Source organism: Micromonospora sp. TSRI0369 (genome assembly GCF_001905625.1).
GTDB classification, from domain to species: Bacteria; Actinomycetota; Actinomycetes; order Mycobacteriales; family Micromonosporaceae; genus Micromonospora; species Micromonospora echinospora_A.
In genome coordinates, this window is sequence record NZ_LIVU01000004.1 from 157326 (window position 1) to 175445 (window position 18120).

Below are 18120 nucleotides of genomic sequence, written 5' to 3' on the forward strand. Positions count from 1 at the left end.
GCGGGGTTGCGGGCGGGGAGTCCGTAAGACGACACGAGCCCGGGGTCCGGGTGACCGTTGCGGTCCCGGACCACGGGCTCGTGGTGTCGGCTCGGCGTCAGCCGCTCGGTGTGGGCGCGGGCGAGGTGGACGCCGGCGGTGAGACGCTGCCCGACGGCGCCGGGTTGCCCGAGCCGCCGGCCGCGGCCTGGGCCTGCTGGAACGCGCTCATCGCCTCGTCCAGCGCCTTCAGCGCGCGCCCGTACCGCTCGAAGTCGCCGGACGCCTGCGCGGCCTTGACCTCGCTGATCGCGGTCTGCACCCGGGCCGCCGCCTGGGCCAGTTCGCCGGTCGCCGGCGGGGTGTTGTTGTCACCCCCGGTCGGCGTCGGCGTCGGCGTCGGCGTCTCGTTGTCGTCGGTGCTCGGCGGCGGGTTGTTGTTCGGCGCCCGCTTGCCCTGTTCGACGAGCTGCTTGATGCCGTCGTTGAGGTTGTTGGCGAGCACCACGTACGAGCCGCCGTCACCGTAGGAGAGCAGCACCTTCTGCAGCAGCGGGTACGCGTCCTGGTTGCTGCTCTTCACGTAGACCGGCTCGACGTAGAGCATGCCGTCGGCGAACGGCAGCGACAGCAGGTTGCCGTACTGCACCTGGGCCTGGTTGGAGGAGAGCAGGTTGAGCTGCTGCCGGATGTCGCCGTTGTTCGTCATCTGCTGGTGCACCTGCGTCGGCCCGGAGATACGGGTCTGGTCCGGCAGCTCCAGCACCTCCAGCTGGGGCTTGCCGTCGACGTACGAGCCGGAGACCAGCGCGGCGAGGTTCTGCCGCCCGTTCGGGGTGACCGCGGAGGTCAGCTGGAAGCGTGGCCCCTCCTGCCCGGGGAACTGGGTGAAGAGGTAGTACGGCGGCTGCTTCTGCCCGCTGTCCGGCGCGTCCGGCACGTTCGGCACCTGCCAGAAGTCCTGGCCGGAGTAGAAGTCGCCCGGGTCGGTGACGTGGAACTTGGTGAGCAGGTTGCGCTGCACCTTGAACATGTCCGCCGGGTAGCGGAAGTGCTCGGCCAGCTCGGCCGGGATGTCGCCCTTGGGCAGCACCAGGTCACCGCCGAACGCCTTGTTCCACGCCTTGAGCACCGGGTCGGTGTCGTCGTACGAGTAGAGCTTGACCGTGCCGTCGTACGCGTCGACTGTCGCCTTCACCGAGTTGCGGATGTAGTTGACGTTCTCCCGGGCGAGCTGGAACGTGCCTCGGCCGGTCAGCTCGTCGGCGGTCTCCGACTGGAGGTTGACCCGCTCGGCGTACGGGTAGGTCGCCGCCGTGGTGTAGCCGTCGATGATCCACAGGACCCGGCCGTTCACGACCGCCGGGTACGGGTCGCCGTCGAGCGTGAGGAACGGCGCGACCTTCTCGACCCGGTCACGCGGGTTACGCACGTAGAGCAGCTTCGAGTTCTCGTTGACCGCCTCGGAGAGCAGGAAGTTCGGCTCCTGCTCCTTGATCGAGTAGAGCAGGCGGCGCGGGAACGAACCGATCTTGACGCCACCCTCGCCGCTGTAGGTGTAGTACTGCTCGCCGCCGGTGGAGGTGGGCCGGTCGAACTCGACGTTGCGGTCGCCGTTCTGCCCGACGATCGCGTAGTCCCCCGGCTCCATCCGCTCGCCGTAGTAGATCCGCGGCTGCTGGGCCGGGATCTCCTCGGCCGGCGAGGAACACGCCTCCTGCGCCTTCTCGCCCAGGAAGCCGGAGACGAAGTACGGCTGCCCGCCGCAGACCACCTGGTTCGCCGGGGCGGCCACCAGGCCGTACCCGTGGGTGTAGACGGTGTGGCGGTTGATCCAGTTGCTCTGCTGGTCGGTCAGCTCGCCGTAGTTGATCTCACGGACGCCGACCACGTAGTCGGAGGTCTTGTCCTTGACCGAGTACCTGTCGATGTCCAGCTTCGAGCCGAAGTCGTAGAAGCCGCGGACCTGCTGGAGCTGGGTGTACGTCTCGGAGACCAGCTGCGGGTCGAGCAGCCGGATGTTCTGCACCACCGAGGTGTCGGTGGCCAGGCTGGCGGGTGGAACGAGGTTGCTCGCCGCGTACGGTGTGGTCTTCGTGCCTTCCAGGCTGAACGCGGTGCGGGTGGCCTTGATGCTGCGTTCGATGTACGGCGCTTCCTTGTCCCGGGCGCTCGGCTTGACCTCGAACGTCTGCACGGCCCACGGGTAGATGCCACCGATCGCGACAGCGGAGACGCCGAGCAGGGCGAGCGAGATGCCCGGCCAGACCAGGTTCCGCATCACCGCGTTGGAGAACACGATGATCGCCAGCGCCACCAGGACGGAGATCCAGGCGAGGATCTCCTTCGCCGGCAGCAGCGCGTTCACGTCGGCGTAGCCGGCGCCGTAGAGCTTGGCGCCCTCGTTGTACTCCAGCAGCATGGCCCGCCGGTCCAGCACGTACGCGATGGCCTTGAGCAGCACGAAGACCGCGACCAGCGAGCTGAGGTGGGCGCGGGCGGCGTTCGTCATCCGGTCGCCGACGCCCTGGAGCCGCACCCCGCCGAAGATGTAGTGCACGGCGAGCGCGCCGAGCAGGGCCAGCACGACAGCGGTGAAGCCGACACCGAGCAGGTAGCGCCAGAACGGGAGCTGGAAGACGTAGAAGCCGACGTCGATGCCGAACTCGGGGTCCTTCACGCCGAAGTCGCCGCCGTTGCGGAACAGCAGCCACTGGCTCCACCGGCTCTGCGCGGACAGGCCGGCGAACAGCCCGACGACGGCGGCGGCGAGCGCGATCCAGGTGCCGAGCCGGGGGCTCAGGAGCATCCGGTAGCGCTCCAGCGTGGCCTGCTCGGCCGAGTGCGGGCGCATCCGGGGCCGGAGCCGGTAGGCCAGCCAGAGGTTGCCGGCGACGATCAGCGCCATGCCGACACCGATCACCAGGAACAGCAGCAGCCGGGTGGCGAGGACGCCGGTGAAGACCTGGGTGTAGCGGACCTCGTCGAACCAGAGCCAGTCCGTCCACGCGTTGACGCCCCAGCCGAGCAGGGTGAACAAGACGAACACCCCGACCAGAACACCGATGGTGACGCGTCCGCGTCGGCTCATCCTCGGCAAGGGACTGCTACGCATGACCACTGTTGGCTCCGCACGCTCGATGTGATCGGCTCCGACCAGGCACCAAGAGTACGGGGTCTTCCTGAGCACGTCGGGTCAAGGTCACGTCACGATCGGCACAGCAGCCGTGGTCCCGGCCGGTTCAGCAGCGCGTCGGCTGTCCCCCGGCACGCAGCGCCTCGAGCGCCGTCAATGCGTCGTCCAGCGTGGCGACCTTCAGCATGGGCAGGCCCGGCTGCGGGTTGCGGACGGCCTCGGCGCAGTTGTCGGCGGGCACCAGGAAGGCGCTCGCGCCGGCCTCCTTGGCGCCGACGAGCTTCTGCGCGATGCCGCCGATCGGGCCGACGCGGCCCTCGTCGTCGATGGTGCCGGTACCGGCGATGATCTTGCCGCCGGTGAGGTCGGCCGGCTCCAGCTTGTCGATGATGCCGAGCGAGAACATCAGCCCGGCGCTCGGCCCGCCGATGTCCCCCAGGTCGATCTTGAGGGTGAAGGGGTGCGGCTGCTGCTGGTCGATCTCCACGCCGATCCGCGGCCGGCCGTCCTGCTCCTGACTGGTCACGGTGGCCGTGCCGGGAGTGTCGCCGCGGGTGTAGCCGATCTTCAGCGCGGTGCCGGCCGGCTTCGCCCGGATCAGCTCGGTGAGCTTGGCGGCGCTCGTCACCGGCACCCCGTCGACCGAGGTCAGCACGTCGTCGGGCCGGAGCACGTCGACCGACGGACCGCCCGGCGTGACCGCCTTGACCAGCACCTTGATCGGGTAGCCCAGCTCACGCAGGGCGGCCGTCTCGGCGCTGGTCTGCGAGTTCTGGAAGTCCTCCGCGTTGCGCTTCTCGACCTCCTCCTGCGACTGCCCCGGCGGGTAGACCAGCTCGCGCGGCACCACCGCCTCGTCCGAGGAGAACCACCCGGCCAGCGCCGACCGGAGCCGCACTGTCGGCTGCACACCGACTGTGGTGAGACGGAGCTGACCGGCGGACGTCGACGTCGCGCGGCCGGTCACCTGGATGACCTCCTTGCCGTCCTCGGTGCCCAGCGTGTTCACCGTCGGACCGGGGCCGAGCACCACGTACGGCAGCGGCACGCTCAGCACGCCGACGCTGAGCAGTGCGGTGAGCAGGGCACCGAGAAGGACGGTCACGCCGCGACGTCTCATGCGCCAGAGCGTACCGATCCGTACCCCGCCGCCCGGCGCGGTGACCCGAGGACTTCGCCCTCAGCGCAACGCCGAGTGGCACGACCTGCGGCGGCGCGCGCGTACCGTAGAGGTCGTGCCTGATATTCCGTTCGGTTTCGCGCTCCCGGGTGGTCAACCACCGGACCCCAACGATCCCGCGGCGATGCAGCAGTTCATGTCGCAGTTGCAGCACCTGCTCTCGGCGCCGGGCAGCGGGCCGGTCAACTGGGACCTCGCCCGGCAGGTAGCCGCCAGCCAGCTCGCCGCCGCCGGCGACCCGGCGGTCTCGCCGTTCGAACGCAACGCGGTCGAGGAGGCGCTGCGGATCGCCGACCTCTGGCTGGAGCCGGCGACCTCGTGGCCCTCCGGCATCCGCACCTCGGTCGCCTGGAACCGCAACGAGTGGATCTTCAAGACGCTCGACGTGTGGCGCAAGCTCTGCGACCCGGTCGCCAGCCGGATGGTCGGCGCGATGGGCGACCTGGTGCCGCCGGAGGCCCGCGCCCAGCTCGGCCCGATGCAGTCGATGGTCGCCACGCTGGGCGGCGCGCTCTTCGGCGGCCAGCTAGGCCAGGCGCTCGGCTCGCTCGCCGCCGAGGTGCTCTCCGCCGGTGACATCGGCCTGCCGCTCGGCCCCGCCGGCACCGCCGCGCTCGTTCCCGCGAACATCAAGGCGTACGGCGAGGGCCTGGAGCTGCCCGAGGACGAGGTACGCCTCTACGTGGCCCTGCGCGAAGCCGCCCACCAGCGGCTGTTCCAGCACGTGCCGTGGCTGCGCGGGCACGTGCTGACGGCTGTGGAGAACTACGCCGCGGGCATCCGGGTCAACCGGGAGGCGATCGAGGAGGCGATGGGCCGGGTCGACCCGACCGACCCGGAGTCCATGCAGGCGATCGCGCTGGAGGGCATCTTCACGCCCGAGGACACTCCCGCGCAGAAGGCGTCGCTGGCCCGGCTGGAGACCGTCCTCGCCCTGGTCGAGGGCTGGGTCTGCCACGTCGTCGACAGCGCCGCCGGTGACCGCCTCCCCAACGTCGTACGCCTCGGCGAGGCGTTCCGCCGCCGCCGCGCCGCGGGTGGCCCGGCCGAGCAGACGTTCGCCGCGCTCGTCGGTCTCGAACTGCGGCCCCGCCGGCTGCGCGAGGCCACTGTGCTGTGGGCGGCGCTGACCGAGCACCGCGGCATCGCCGGCCGGGACGCGATCTGGGGCCACCCGGACCTGCTGCCCTCCGACGACGACTTCGCCGCGCCGGAGGCGTTCGCCGCGACCAGCACCGATCTCGACGACGAGCTGGCGAACTTCGACTTCTCCGCGCCGGGCGCCCCCGAGGAGAAGTCCCCCGGCGAGGACGACGACAAGCGCTGACGCAGTACGCGTCCGGGCCCGCACGGTTCCACCGTGCGGGCCCGCCCCCGTCTCGCCCCGCTCTGCCTCGCCCCGCTCGCCCTCGCCCTCGCCCGCGCCCTCGCCCGTCGATCTTGGAGTTGTGGCGCCCAGGATGCCCGAGTGGCGAACTTTGCGAGGTGCCACAACTCCAAGATCGGCGGAGTGGCGGTGCGCGGCCGCGGGCGCGGGTGGGTGGGGGCGGCAGGCGTCAGGCGGGGCGGCCGGACAGCAGGGCCCGGGTGGCCTCCCAGCCCTCGACGGCCTGGTCGAGCGCGGCCAGGTCGGCGGGGCCGCGCATCCGGCGCCAGCCGGCGGTGACCGCCACGTCCCCCGGGCTCGGCGCGGCCCGGCGCACCTCGGCCGGCCCGGTCGTGTCCAGATCCAGCGCCGGTAACCACGCCGGTACGGGCAGTCGCGCCGCCACTCCCAGCAGCCCGGTTCCGCTTCCCTCGGCCGGGGCCACCGCCACCGGCCGGGTGGTCAGCGGCCGCAGCAGCTTGCCGAGCGTCAGCCCGGGCACGTCCGGCGCGTCGGCCGCCACCACTGCGACCTGGTCGTAGACCGCCGCCGAGCCACCAGCGGCGAGCGCCGCGAACACCGCGTTCGGCGTCGGTTCCGGCACCTCGTACACCGGGGTGCCCGGCCAGACCACGGCGTCGGCCAGCCATCGGTCCGGCGCGGTGACCGCGACGGCGGTCTCCACCTCGTTCAGCGTGGCCAGCAGGTCCACCACGTCCTCGGCGAGGGCGGTACGCCATCGCGCCGGCTCGATTCCGGGCGGCGTCCAGGTCACCGGGCCGAGCAACGCCACCACCACACGTCGGGACACCCGCCGACCCTAACCCCGGCGCCCTGCCGACCCCGCGCCCGCCCGCGCGGTACGCGGATCCCGCCCGTTCTCGACGATCATGAGGTTGGCGGTGACGAAACGGACGGATCAACAGGTCAACCTCATGATCGACCGCGCGGTGCCGGGCCGGGGCCGAGGGCGGGGCCGGAGGCGGGGGCGGGGGCGGGGGCGGGGGGCGGTCAGGGGATGGCGGCGGTGGCGGCCACGCCCTCCAGGTAGCCGCGGGCCCGTTCCGAGCGCGGGTACCGGGCGACCAGCGCCCAGAACTCGGCGTTGTGGCTGGGCACGATGAGATGCGTCAGCTCGTGCAGGAGGACGTAGTCGATCACCCAGTCGGGCATGTCCTGGATCCGGTGCGAGATCCGGATGGTGCGGTCGGCGGGGGTGCAGGAGCCCCAGCGGCCGTTCTGATTCGTCACCCAGCGCACGCTCGCGGGCACCGCCGCCGAGCCGTACTCGGGAAGGTAGCTGTCGATCAGGCGGCCGGCGCGGGCGAGCAGTTCGGCGTCCGAACGGGCGAAGCGGCCCTCGCGGGCGGCGAGCCGGGCCAGCATCCGGTCGACCCACTCGCTCTCCTCGGCCCGGGAGAACTGGTCGGGGATCAGCACGACGACGCGCTCCCCGTCCCGGTACGCGGACACCGTGCGCCGCCGGCGCTGGCTGCGCCGTACCTCGACGACGGGCTTCCGCGTCACGGCCATTACCGGCCCGCGCAGCCTCGGTTGACTGTCACGATGGAAAGCTAATGCGTACTGACCAGGACTCCGCAAGAGTCAACACGACGACACGCGCCCGGAAAATGGCGGTTGATTGTCAGGAGTCCAGAAAAAATTCTTTGCGATGGTAGGTGACCATCACCTAGCACCCCTCTGCAACGTTAAGTGATCTACGGTGAGTGACCGGCGTCAGGGGCACACGAAGGGGATCTGGGCTCTTTTACCCGGCGTGTCCGCGCGAAACTGACTTATCCGACGTAACTCGGCATGCACACTCTCGACGTCGACTTGCTCACAGAGTCGGCGTACAGCTGACATGGAACCGCCCAGACCTGGGTAGGGTCCGCCAACCACGGTCAGGTGACTGATCGTGGAGAACCCCCCGGCGCCGACGTCACGTTCGGCCGCAGGGAGACCCGCCGGGACACCTCCGGCGGACGAGACGAGGAGGCTACCGTGGCCGACCAGGCCCAGACCTACAACGGTTACTGCGTGAAGTGCAAGGAGAAGCGGGACTTCGAGGGGCACGTGGAGGTTTCGAAGACCGGCATGAACATGGCCAAGGGCAAGTGCCCGGTGTGCGGCACAACAGTGAACCGCATCCTGGGCAAGGCCAAGGTCTGACCCGTACCGCGCACACGGGGAGGGTGGCCGAGAGCCACCCTCCCCGTCGTGTAGCCGACACAGTTACCGGCTAGTTGTGGAAAACCGGCGAGATCCTGTGGACAACGCTGGCCACGGCTCGCCGCACCTGTGGACAACGAACGACGGAGCGCGTGGAGACGGTCACGATCAGTGGCGTGACCGACTCGACACCGCTCGTCCGCCCGACCCTGCTGCCCGGCCTGACCCGGCTCTGGCGCGACCGCCGCACGCTCCAGCTCGGTGAGCCGCCCGGCCGGGCGGTGCTGCTGGAGATGTCCTCGCCGGGGACGGCCCGCCTGCTCGACCTGCTCGACGGCACCCGCAGCGAACGCGCCGTGATGGCCGAGGCGGGCGCCGCCAAAGTCCCGCCCGACGAGGCACGCGCCCTGCTCGACACGCTCCGGGACGCCGGGCTGGTGGTGGCCGCCCAGGCCCTGCTTCCCCGTGACCTCGCCGGAGCGGTCCGGGCCCGGCTGGTCGCCGAGGCCACCGCGCTGGCGCTCGCGTCGCCCGATCTGCCGGGCACACCGGCCCGGCTGCTGCGCCGCCGCCGTGCCGCCCGGGTGCTTGTCACCGGCACGGGACGACTCGGCGCGGCGGTCGTCGTCGCGCTGGCCCAGGCCGGCGTCGGGCACGTCGTACCCGATCTGGCCGGCCCGGTCGGCCCCGGCGACCTGGTCGGGACCGGCCTGACCGCCGCTGAGCTGGGCCGGCCGCTGGCCCCGGCGGTACGCGCGGCGCTAGACCGGTGCGCACCCGGAACTGTGACCGGCCCGTCTCGGGCGACCCGGCCGGATCTGGTGGTGCAGCTCGGCGTCGACCGTCCGGCCGAGCTGCTGGCCAGCGGGTACGCCCGCCGGCGCCAGCCCCACCTGCTGCTCGACCTGCGCGGCGGCGTACCCGTCATCGGTCCGCTGGTCCGCCCGCCGGTCGGCCCCTGCCTGCGCTGCCTCGACCTGCACCGGGGCGACCGGGATCCGGACTGGCCCGCGCTCGCCGCGCAGCTCGCCGCCGACCGAGGCGAGCGGGCGTGCGCCGCCACCACCCGGCTGGCCGCCGCCGCCTTCGCCACGGCCGAGGTGCTGGCACAGCTCGACGGCGGCCATCCGGAGACGCTCGGCGGCGCCGTGGAGATCCCGGGCCCGGGCCGCGTCCGTCACCGACGGTGGCCGCCGCACCCCTCCTGTGGCTGCTGCCGGCGTCGCCCGATCCGGTCGGCCCCGGCCGCTCCCGGCCGCACGGCAGCAGCGGAGGCCCTGAGTCGGTAACAATGGCCGGGTGACCGACATCCCGCGCCGGGCCGTGTCCCGCACCGCCAAACTCGCCGCCCTGCCGCTCGGATTCGCCGGTCGAACCGTCCTCGGCATGGGCAAGCGGGTGACCGGGCTCGCGTCCGACGTCATCTCCGCCGAGATCCAGCAGCGCACCGCCGAGCAGCTGTTCAGCGTGCTCGGGCAGCTCAAGGGCGGGGCCATGAAGTTCGGCCAGGCCCTGTCGGTGTTCGAGGCCGCGCTGCCCGAGGAGATCGCCGCGCCGTACCGGCAGGCGCTCACCAAGCTCCAGGAGGCCGCGCCGCCGCTTCCGGCGGCCACCGTGCACAAGGTGCTCGCCGAGCAGCTCGGCCCGGACTGGCGAGACCGGTTCGTCGAGTTCAACGACACCCCGGCCGCCGCGGCCAGCATCGGCCAGGTGCACCGCGCGGTCTGGCGCGACCCCGGGTACGGGCCGAACGGCGGCCCGCTGCACCGGGACGTGGCCGTGAAGATCCAGTACCCGGGGGCCGGTGACGCCCTGCTCGCCGACCTCAAGCAGCTCTCCCGGCTCGGCGGCATGTTCCGGGCCATCCAGCCAGGGCTGGACGTGAAGCCGCTCCTGGCCGAGCTGCGCGAGCGCATCACCGAGGAACTGGACTACGAGCTGGAGGCGGAGTCGCAGCGGGCGTTCGCCGCCGCGTACGCCGACGACCCGGACATCTTCATCCCGGAGGTGCTCGACGCCGCGCCCCGGGTGCTGATCACCGAGTGGGTCGAGGGCATCCCGCTGGCCCAGATCATCCGGGAGGGCACCGAGGAGCAGCGCGACGAGGCCGGCCGGCTGATGGCCGAGCTGCACCTCTCCGCGCCGGAGCGGGCCGGGTTGCTGCACGCCGACCCGCACCCGGGCAACTTCCGGCTGCTGCCGGACGGGCGGCTCGGTGTGATCGACTTCGGTGCGGTGGCCCGGATGCCGCAGGGCACGCCGGAGCCGATCGGCCGGATCGCCGCGCTCGCGCTGCAGGGGGACGCCGACGCCGTGGTGGAAGGGCTGCGCGACGAGGGCTTCGTCAGCCGTACCGAGTCGATCGACGCCCCGGCGGTGCTCGACTTCCTCCGCCCGATGCTGGAGCCGATCGCGGCCGACGAATTCCGCTTCACCCGGGCCTGGCTGCGCGCCGAGGCGACCCGGCTGGCCAGTCCCCGCTCCCCCGCCTACCAGCTCAGCCGGCAGCTCAACCTGCCCCCGTCGTACCTGATGATCCACCGGGTCACGCTGGGTTCGATCGGGGTGCTCTGTCAGTTGGAGGCGAAGGCGTCCTACCGGTCCATCCTGGAACGCTGGTTGCCCGGCTTCGCGCCGGTGCCCTGAGCACCGGCTGAGCACGCAACGGCGAAGGGGCGGTGACCAGCAGGTCACCGCCCCTTCTTCACGCGATCGTTCTACAGGACGCCCAGGTCGCGGGCCGACTGGCTGCGACTCCGCATGGCGACGTTACGGGCGGAACGGGTTGCCTCAGTGCTCGTGGTGGTGCGACCGGCCTGAGGCCGGCGCATTCGGGCCCTGGACAACGCTTCGTGAAGTAGTTGCATCTCAAATCCGTTCGGCAGGTTCAGCATCAGGGTTTCTCTCTCAGGTCGGCCGGTGGAGGGACACCGGCATCGGTCGGTTTCGGAACGTAGGTGTGTCAGGCTGCCAGCCGGACGGCGCTACGCGACTCGGACAGCCCGCTGGCCGCCAGTCGCGCCTCCGCCTCGACCCGGAGCTGGGCGTCACGGGCGAGGTCCTCCTTGCGCGGACGGCCACGGGGCCGCTTGCGCGGGACGACCGCGCCACGCTCGAAGATCTCGCCGCCCCAGACGCCCCAGGGCTCGGCTCGCTCGACGGCGCCGGCCAGGCACTCGACGCGCAGCGGGCAGTCCCCGCAGAGCGACTTGGCCAGCTCCAGCTCGGCGGGCGAGTCGGAGAACCACAGGTCGGGGTCGAACTTCCGGCAGGGCAGGTTCGCCTCCACCTCGACGCTCACGTCGAGTGGGGCCAACGCCAGACTCATCCTCCGGTCACCTCTCTCTCACTTCGATCTCGTGGATCGCATTCCGACGTACTTCGGCGGGGCAAAAAACTGAGGCCGCGGATCCCGGTAGCGGGTTCCGCGGCCTCGAGGTGAGCCGGTGTCTGATGGATCAGACCGGTCTACCTCGAGGTGGAACGCCGCGGACATCCGTGCGCTTCTTGGCGCCATCGATGCCCATGCCCGCGAAGCCACTGGTCCCCTCGACTCCGGCGATCGGCGCAACGGTCAGGTTCAGCTCGGCCTGAACCTGGACCTGGTGCACCTGCGGAGCCGACGGTCGAGCAGCGAGGGCCACCCGGACGGCCGACAGCGGAGCGACGGCAGACGGCATCGCCGCGAGACGCTCATAGTTGAAGATCTTCACTGGTGCCACCTCCCTACTCTCCTCGTGCCGACCACGGACTCATCCCCCTTGAGCAGCCAGAACGGCGCCGCTCGCGAGGTGTGTCCTGAGGCTATTCCTCGCCCTCGGGCGAGGGCAAACGATTTACGGCTAGATTTCGAAAGTTTTCTGCGGGCAGACCTCGTCCACGGTGGCGCCGGCCACCAGGGCCAGCACCGTATCCCCGTAAAGCCCCACTTTTCGGGGCCCGATCCCGGCGATCGCCACCAGTTCCTCGGTGCGGCCCGGCTTCCGCTCGGCCAGCGCGGTGAGCGTGGCGTCGGTGAAGACCACGTACGCCGGCACCTTCTGCGCGCCGGCCACCCGCTGCCGCCACTCGCGCAGCCGCTCGTACAGCTCCTCGTCGATGTCCGACGGGCAGGTCGGGCAGCGGCCCAGTTTGCGGTCCGCGCCGGCGAGCAGCGTGGCGCCGCAGATCCGGCACGAGACCACCTGCGGCCGGCGCCGCTCGGCCCGCCGTGCCGGACCGGCGCTGCCGGCCCGCTCACCGCCGCCGGACCGGTCGAGCTGGGGCAGGAAGCGGGAGGGACGCCGGGCCCGTCCGCCGGGCGAGCGGGCCGTGGCGTACGACAGCCAGAGCCACTCGCGGGCCCGGGTGATCCCGACGTAGAGCAGCCGCCGTTCCTCCTCGACCTGCTCCATGGTCTTCGCGTACGTGGTGGGCAGCGTGCCCTCGGCCAGCCCGACCAGGAACACCGCGTCCCACTCCAGCCCCTTGGCCGAGTGCAGCGAGGCGAGCGTGACGCCCTCGACTGTGGGCACGTGCTGCTGGGCGGCCCGCCGGGCGAGTTCCTCGGTGAACCCGGTCAGGCCGGGCTCCTCCTCGGCCTGCGCCGCGTACTCCTCGGCGAGCTGAACCAGCGCGGCGAGCGCCTCCCACCGCTCGCGCGCGGCACCGCCGGGCGGAGGCGCGTCGGGCGCCCAGCCGACAGCGGTGAGCCCGTCGACCACTGCGGCTCGCAGCGGCGTGTCGGCGGGCGCCGATCGGGTGGCGGCACGCAGCGCGATCATCGCCTGGCGAACCTCGGGCCGTTCGAAGAACCGCTCCGCGCCCTGGAGCACGTACGGCACACCGGCCTCGGAGAGCGCCTTCTCGTACGCCTCGGACTGCGCGTTGGTGCGGAACAGCACGGCGATCTCCCGCGCCGGGGTGCCGCCCGCGATCAGCACCCGGCAGCGGGCGGCTACCGCGTTCGCCTCGGCCGGCTCGTCGGTGAAGATCCGCAGTTCCGGCTCCGGACCGGGCCGGCGCTGGCCGTGCAGCTCCAGCCGCAGCCGCGCCTCGGTGCCCCGCGCCTGGGAGATCACCGCGTTGGCGAGACCGACCACCTGCGGGGTGGAGCGGTAGTCGCGGACCAGCCGGACCACAGTCGCGCCCCGGTGCAGCCTGGGGAAGTCGACCAGGTACGACGAGGTGGCCCCGGTGAACGAGTAGATCGTCTGGCTGGCGTCGCCGACCACAGTGAGGTCGTCCCGGCCGCCCAGCCACGCCTCCAGCAGCCGCTGCTGGAGCGGGTTGACGTCCTGGTACTCGTCGACCACGAAGTGCCGGTACTGGTTGCGCACCTGCTCGGCGACGTCCGGATGCTCCTCGATGCCCCAGACCGCGGCGCGCAGCATATCCTCGAAGTCGATCACCCCGTTGCCGCGTTTGAGCCGCTCGTACGCGTCGAACACGTCGGCCACCCGGGCCGGCTCGTACGGCGTCTCGCGCAGCGCCTTGGCCGCGGCGACCACGTACTCCCCCGGCTCGACCAGTGACGACTTGGCCCATTCGATCTCGGCGGAGAGGTCACGCGCGGCGGCCCGGTCGGCGCGCAGCCCGACCTTGGCGGCGGCGAGCGTGACCACCCGCACCTTGCTGTCCAGCAGCTCCGGCATGGCCCGCCCGGCCAGCAGCCGGGGCGCGAAGTAGCGGACCTGGCGCAGCGCCGCGGCGTGGAACGTGCGCGCCTGCACACCCTGCACCCCGAGCACTGTGAGGCGGCTGCGCATCTCGGCCGCGGCGCGGGCGGTGAACGTGACCGCCAGCACGTGCCGGCCGGCGATGTCGCCGGTCAGCGCCCGGTACGCGATCCGCGACGTCACCGCCCGGGTCTTGCCGGTGCCGGCGCCGGCCAGGATGCAGACCGGCCCGGCCGGGGCGATCACCGCGGACCGCTGCTCCGGATCCAGCCCGGCCAGCACCCGTTCCGCACCTGAGTGAACGCCCACAGCAGGGAATCATCCCAGCATCGTGTGACGTTGCAGCGGTTAGCCTGGCCTGATCGGACCGGGCGCGAGCCACCCCTTGGAGGACCAGACCATGTTGACGATGTATTCCACCCCGTGGTGCGGCTACTGCCACCGGCTGAAGTCGCAGCTCGACCGGGAGGGCATCGCGTACGAGGTGGTCGACATCGAGCAGGACCCCGCGGCCGCGGACTTCGTGATGAGCGTCAACGGCGGCAACCAGACCGTCCCGACGCTGCGCTTCGCCGACGGCAGCGCCCTGACCAACCCTTCGATCAACCAGGTCAAGCAGCACCTGGCCGCGCTGCCCGGCTGATCTCCCGCGACACTGCGAGCGGCCGTACCCGACCCGGGTACGGCCGCTCGTCGCCGTTCAGGAGCCGCCCCGACTGAGCACGCCGTCGTCGGCCGGCTTCCGGGGCCCCGGGATCCGCACCGGCCCGGCGACCGGCGCGCTCAGCCCGCGGCCCCGCCACAGGTAGAGACCCGCCGCCGTGGTGACCGCCCCGACCACTGCGAACAGCAGCCGGTAGTCGAACACGCCGACGAGCAGCGCGCCGGTGCCGATGGAGAGCGCCTGCGGCCCGCTGACCAGGGCCTCCGACGCCGCGGTGACCCGGCCCAGCAGCCCCGGCGGGGTCCGCCGCTGGATCAGCGTGTTCAACCCCACCATGGTCAGCGGCAGCGAGAGGCCGGCCAGCAGCAGCGCCACCACCCCGAGCCAGAGCCGGGGGTACGCCAGCGCCAGCGCGGCCGGTCCGAAGAACGTCACGCCGGCGGCCAGCGCGCCGACTTCGCCGTACCGGCGGACCACGGCGGCCGAGAACAGGCCGCCGACCAGGCCGCCGACGCCCTGCACCATGACCAGCACGCCGACGAACGCGGCCTCACGGCGCAGGCCCAGATCGACGTACGCGAAGATCAGCGACTCGGTGAAGCCCATCACCAGCGAGCCGAGCCCGTACCCGAGCAGCGCCCGGCGCAGCGCGGGCTCGCCGGTCAGGTGGCGCAGCCCGGCGCCCAGTTCGGACGGCCCGCGGCGGCCGGACCGCGACGGTTTCCGCTCCCGCACCCGCAGCCGGCCGACCACCGCCGCGGCCACCACGAATCCGGTCATGGCCAGGACGGCGAGCAGCCAGCCGCCGACGGCGGCGTAGACGCCCGCCCCGGCGAGCGGCCCGATCAGCCGCAGGCCCTGCCGGACTGTCTGCAGCAGACCGTTCGCGTCGGCCAGCGAGTCGGCCGGAACCAGATGCCGGATCAGTCCGTTGAGCACGGCGGCGAGCGTGATGTACGACAGTCCGTAGAACGCCGCGACCACGTAGATCACCCAGACGTCGGACCGGTCCCGCACCGTGAGCAGCGGGCTGAGCAGCGCGGCCGCGACCAGGTTGGCGGCGATGAAGAAGGGTTTCCGGCGGTAGCGGTCGACCACCCAGCCGACGAGCGGGGCGAGCGCCATCGGGGCGATGACCGCGAAGATGGTCGCCCCCGCCATGCTGTCCGACCCGGTCAGGTCCTTGACCCAGACGGCCAGGGCGAGCAGCAGCACCGACTCCGCCGCCATGCTCGCCACCAGTGCGGCGAAGAGGAGACGGAAGTCGGGGCGGCGCAGGACGGTGCGCATCGGATTGCCTCCGGCAGGGGTGCGCCACCAGGGACGCGTCGGGGGTGGGCGCTGGTGAAGACACCCTCCACAGTCCTCTTTTTGTCTCATGACACGCCCGTGCCGGAACCTCCGACGCCGGTCGCGCCGTCCATACTGACCGTGGGGGGCGAATTTCATACAGTTACCGTCGTGTCCTGCGACGGTCGACGGGAAAGAGGACACCGTGCCTCCTGCCGTACCAGGCCCGATTCTGCGCCGCCGTCGACTCGGCATCGAGCTGCGTCGGCTCCGCGAACAGGCCGGTCTGACCGGTGACCAGGTCATCGAGCGGATCGGCTGGGCCTCCGCATCCAAGTTGTCCCGCCTGGAGAACGGCCGCAGCCGGCCCGACCCGGACGACGTGGACGTGTTGTTGACGCTCTACGGCGCCGACGAGGAGCAGCGCGCGGACCTGACCGGGATCACCCACGAGGCCGGCGACATGCGCGGGTGGCTGCGCAACTTCCCGGTGATGACTCAGCAGCAGCGCGCCTTCGCCGAGCTGGAGGCCGGCTGCGCGGAGATCTCCGAGTACAACCCGGTGCTGGTCCCGGGGCTGTTGCAGACGCCCGGGTACGCCCGGCACCGGATCATGTCGGCCGCGCAGGTCGCCGCCGAGGCCGGCGACCAGGAGCACGAGGACCCGGAGACCGAGGTACGCGCGCGGCAGGCCCGCCAGTCGCTGCTGACCCGCTCCCCCGATGTGCCCCGGTACACGGCCGTGCTGGAGGAGGCCGCTCTCGGCCGGCGGGCCGGCCCGCCGGAGGTGCTGCACGACCAGCTCGTCCACCTGTGCGAGATGGCCCTGCTCCCGAACGTGACGTTGCTGCTGCTGTTGCGGGACACCCGGGTCGGCGACTGGTACCTTCCGCCGACCGCGTTCTCGGTCTACCGGTTCGCCGATCCGCTCGATCCGGAGACATTGGCCATCGAAGGTGGGTTCACCGACGTCATGTCGACCGAGGTGAACACCCTAAATCGCTATAAAGTGGTGTTCGAGTGGCTATGCTCGTCGGCACTCTCCGCATCGGACACCCTCTCCTGGTTGATCGAGGCGACAGGACGGCTGACCGGCACGGCAGTCGAGTCCACGGCGGTGTACGGGCCGGCAACGGCGCCGACCCAGCGCCGCCGGGACTCGGGGCGCCTCACCACGGAGCGGTGATCCGGCAGGACACCGTCCGCGCTCCGGCGTCGCTCGGTCCCATCGGAGCACCTCACCAGGAGCAAGCACCATGAACGAGATCCGTACCAGCACGACCGCCCTCTCGGGAGAGCTCGCCGACGCCACCTGGCGCAAGAGCACCCGCAGCCAGACCTCCAACTGCGTGGAGGTCGCGCCGCTCGGCACCGGGCCGGCGACCATGGCACTGCGGGACAGCAAGGATCCGAGCGGGCCGGTCCTGCTGTTCAACCGGGCCGACTGGCTCGGCTTCCTCGCCGGGGCGAAGAACGGTCAGTTCGATCTGGACTGATCCGGCGAACGTTCGGGGCCGTCGGCGTCACGCCGGCGGCCCCCTCGCGTGTCCGGCCCCGACAACGGTGCTGACCTGGCATCCCCCGATCGGTCGAGCTGGCGCGTTCCACTTGTCGGGAGGACACAGCGGCGTAACATGACGCGGGAGTGACGTGGAAGTTCCAGCGGGTAACCGTCCACTCTCCGGGGGACACCATGCGGTTCCTGATCGTCCGCACCGAGATCCGTACCGCCGCCGACGCCGACATCGCCGCCGTCTGGGCCGGCGGGGGCCGCCTGCGGGACGAGACGAGCACGCCGGAACCCCGCCGCCAGGTCGTCCACGCCGAGGACCGGGACGCCGCGCTCCTGCTCGCCCGGGCGCTGTCCGCCGTCGGGGCGGTACGCGCCGGCCGGCACCGGGTCAAGGTGCTGCCCATCGAGGAGCCCGCACCCGGGCACCCGTACCGCTGGGACGGTGGATGACCGGACGCTGACGTCCGTCGTGGCCGGACCGGCTTCCCCCGCCGATCATCGCCTCACCCGGCCACGACGGCCCGTGTTCCCGGCCCGAGACCGTCGCGGCAACGACGGTCCGGGCCGGGACCGTGTCCGCCCGTCCTGTGTCCACCCGGCCCTGTGTCCGCCCGGCCCTGTCTCCACCCGGCCCTCTGTCCGCCCGGACCGGCCGGCAGCTTCGCCAGCTCGGCGAGGTGGCTGCATCCCACCGCCCTCGACCACACCACTTCCCCGAGCTGGCACCACCTACCAGCCGAAACCCGCCAACCCGACCCCGAGTCCCGCCACGCACCCGCGGTGGCACGACCACCGAAACCCGGCCCACCCACCAGCTCGGCGAAGTGGTGACATCGCACCCAGCCCGGCCCCACCAGTCCGGCGAAGTGGCGGTAACCACCCACCTCCACCCCGCCAGTTCGGGGAGGTGGCGGTATCCCACCGGCCCCGACCACACCACTCCCCCGAACTGGCGCCGCCCGCCAGCCGAAAACCGCCAACCCGACCCTGAATCCCGCCCCACGCACACCCGACGGTGGCACGACCACCGAAACCCGGCCCACCCACCAGCCCGGCGAAGTGGCGATAACCCACCCACCCCGACCCCGCCAGCCCGGCGAAGTGGCGGGATCCCACCCACCCGACCCCACCAGCCCGGCGAAGTGGCGAGATCCCACCCACCC

General features: G+C 71.9%; 16 protein-coding genes. 8 read left to right on the forward strand and 8 right to left on the reverse strand.

All coding sequences use genetic code 11. The features are described 5' to 3' along the window. Window positions 1-97: 97 nt before the first annotated feature. Both AMK25_RS13690 and AMK25_RS13695 read right to left on the reverse strand, forming a co-directional pair. On the reverse strand, window positions 98-3094 hold the full coding sequence (locus tag AMK25_RS13690; protein WP_241826357.1) for a UPF0182 family membrane protein: 2997 nt from the start codon (window positions 3092-3094) through the stop codon (window positions 98-100). A gap of 127 nt (window positions 3095-3221) precedes the next feature. After that, window positions 3222-4235 (reverse strand): YlbL family protein, encoded by a 1014-nt coding sequence (locus AMK25_RS13695; protein ID WP_192900114.1) that lies wholly within the window; start codon window positions 4233-4235, stop codon window positions 3222-3224. A 115-nt stretch (window positions 4236-4350) separates the two neighbouring features. Here AMK25_RS13695 and AMK25_RS13700 point away from each other — a divergent pair, with 115 nt between their 5' ends. Continuing rightward, window positions 4351-5622: a zinc-dependent metalloprotease gene (locus tag AMK25_RS13700; protein WP_083664743.1), complete on the forward strand. Its 1272-nt coding sequence runs from the start codon at window positions 4351-4353 to the stop codon at window positions 5620-5622. 229 nt (window positions 5623-5851) lie between these two features. On the opposite strand, the gene AMK25_RS13705 is transcribed toward AMK25_RS13700, so the two are convergent. Both AMK25_RS13705 and AMK25_RS13710 read right to left on the reverse strand, forming a co-directional pair. Then, window positions 5852-6472 (reverse strand): hypothetical protein, encoded by a 621-nt coding sequence (locus AMK25_RS13705; protein WP_073828767.1) that lies wholly within the window; start codon window positions 6470-6472, stop codon window positions 5852-5854. A gap of 200 nt (window positions 6473-6672) precedes the next feature. Further along, complete coding sequence (locus tag AMK25_RS13710; RefSeq protein ID WP_073828768.1) at window positions 6673-7194, reverse strand: M48 metallopeptidase family protein; 522 nt, start codon at window positions 7192-7194, stop codon at window positions 6673-6675. Window positions 7195-7665: 471 nt separating this feature from the next. Here AMK25_RS13710 and AMK25_RS32705 point away from each other — a divergent pair, with 471 nt between their 5' ends. The 3 genes from AMK25_RS32705 (at window position 7666) to AMK25_RS13720 (ending at window position 10479) form a co-directional block, all read left to right on the forward strand. Continuing rightward, window positions 7666-7833 carry a DUF5679 domain-containing protein gene (locus AMK25_RS32705; protein ID WP_007464795.1) on the forward strand — a complete coding sequence of 56 codons (168 nt, stop codon included), beginning with the start codon at window positions 7666-7668 and terminating at the stop codon, window positions 7831-7833. A 176-nt stretch (window positions 7834-8009) separates the two neighbouring features. Beyond that, complete coding sequence (locus AMK25_RS13715; RefSeq protein ID WP_143194734.1) at window positions 8010-9122, forward strand: TOMM precursor leader peptide-binding protein; 1113 nt, start codon at window positions 8010-8012, stop codon at window positions 9120-9122. Between the two features lie 10 nt (window positions 9123-9132). After that, window positions 9133-10479, forward strand: coding sequence for an ABC1 kinase family protein (locus AMK25_RS13720; protein WP_073828770.1), 1347 nt, complete (start codon window positions 9133-9135; stop codon window positions 10477-10479). Between the two features lie 316 nt (window positions 10480-10795). On the opposite strand, the gene AMK25_RS13725 is transcribed toward AMK25_RS13720, so the two are convergent. From AMK25_RS13725 to AMK25_RS13735, 3 genes are all read right to left on the reverse strand, one after another. Beyond that, window positions 10796-11161 carry a WhiB family transcriptional regulator gene (locus AMK25_RS13725; RefSeq protein ID WP_073828771.1) on the reverse strand — a complete coding sequence of 122 codons (366 nt, stop codon included), beginning with the start codon at window positions 11159-11161 and terminating at the stop codon, window positions 10796-10798. Between the two features lie 130 nt (window positions 11162-11291). Beyond that, window positions 11292-11546, reverse strand: coding sequence for a hypothetical protein (locus tag AMK25_RS13730; RefSeq protein ID WP_030503669.1), 255 nt, complete (start codon window positions 11544-11546; stop codon window positions 11292-11294). A gap of 129 nt (window positions 11547-11675) precedes the next feature. Further along, window positions 11676-13799 carry an ATP-dependent DNA helicase UvrD2 gene (locus tag AMK25_RS13735; RefSeq protein WP_073828772.1) on the reverse strand — a complete coding sequence of 708 codons (2124 nt, stop codon included), beginning with the start codon at window positions 13797-13799 and terminating at the stop codon, window positions 11676-11678. 91 nt (window positions 13800-13890) lie between these two features. On the opposite strand from AMK25_RS13735, the gene AMK25_RS13740 reads away from it, so the two are divergent. Next, window positions 13891-14133, forward strand: a complete 243-nt coding sequence (locus AMK25_RS13740; RefSeq protein ID WP_043328458.1) for a mycoredoxin — start codon at window positions 13891-13893, stop codon at window positions 14131-14133. Window positions 14134-14190: 57 nt separating this feature from the next. Here AMK25_RS13740 and AMK25_RS13745 read toward each other — a convergent pair whose 3' ends face one another. Then, entirely contained in the window at window positions 14191-15444 is a 1254-nt protein-coding gene (locus AMK25_RS13745) for an MFS transporter (protein WP_073828773.1), read from the reverse strand. 205 nt (window positions 15445-15649) lie between these two features. Between AMK25_RS13745 and AMK25_RS13750 the strand changes: the two genes are divergently transcribed. The 3 genes from AMK25_RS13750 to AMK25_RS13760 all read left to right on the forward strand — a co-directional run bounded on the left by AMK25_RS13750 (window position 15650) and on the right by AMK25_RS13760 (window position 17407). Then, window positions 15650-16630 (forward strand): helix-turn-helix domain-containing protein, encoded by a 981-nt coding sequence (locus AMK25_RS13750; protein WP_073828774.1) that lies wholly within the window; start codon window positions 15650-15652, stop codon window positions 16628-16630. A gap of 70 nt (window positions 16631-16700) precedes the next feature. Further along, window positions 16701-16940 carry a DUF397 domain-containing protein gene (locus tag AMK25_RS13755; protein WP_073828775.1) on the forward strand — a complete coding sequence of 80 codons (240 nt, stop codon included), beginning with the start codon at window positions 16701-16703 and terminating at the stop codon, window positions 16938-16940. Window positions 16941-17137: 197 nt separating this feature from the next. Next, window positions 17138-17407 (forward strand): hypothetical protein, encoded by a 270-nt coding sequence (locus AMK25_RS13760; protein ID WP_073828776.1) that lies wholly within the window; start codon window positions 17138-17140, stop codon window positions 17405-17407. Window positions 17408-18120 lie beyond the last annotated feature (713 nt).

Bases quoted from the DNA above. Each gene is read 5' to 3' on its own strand.
- AMK25_RS13690 (WP_241826357.1), bottom strand. From the start codon at position 3,094: ATGCGTAGCAGTCCCTTGCCGAGGATGAGCCGACGCGGACGCGTCACC.
- AMK25_RS13695 (WP_192900114.1), bottom strand. From the start codon at position 4,235: ATGAGACGTCGCGGCGTGACCGTCCTTCTCGGTGCCCTGCTCACCGCA.
- AMK25_RS13710 (WP_073828768.1), bottom strand. From the start codon at position 7,194: ATGGCCGTGACGCGGAAGCCCGTCGTCGAGGTACGGCGCAGCCAGCGC.
- AMK25_RS13725 (WP_073828771.1), bottom strand. From the start codon at position 11,161: ATGAGTCTGGCGTTGGCCCCACTCGACGTGAGCGTCGAGGTGGAGGCG.
- AMK25_RS13740 (WP_043328458.1), top strand. From the start codon at position 13,891: ATGTTGACGATGTATTCCACCCCGTGGTGCGGCTACTGCCACCGGCTG.
- AMK25_RS13745 (WP_073828773.1), bottom strand. From the start codon at position 15,444: ATGCGCACCGTCCTGCGCCGCCCCGACTTCCGTCTCCTCTTCGCCGCA.
- AMK25_RS13755 (WP_073828775.1), top strand. From the start codon at position 16,701: ATGAACGAGATCCGTACCAGCACGACCGCCCTCTCGGGAGAGCTCGCC.
- AMK25_RS13760 (WP_073828776.1), top strand. From the start codon at position 17,138: ATGCGGTTCCTGATCGTCCGCACCGAGATCCGTACCGCCGCCGACGCC.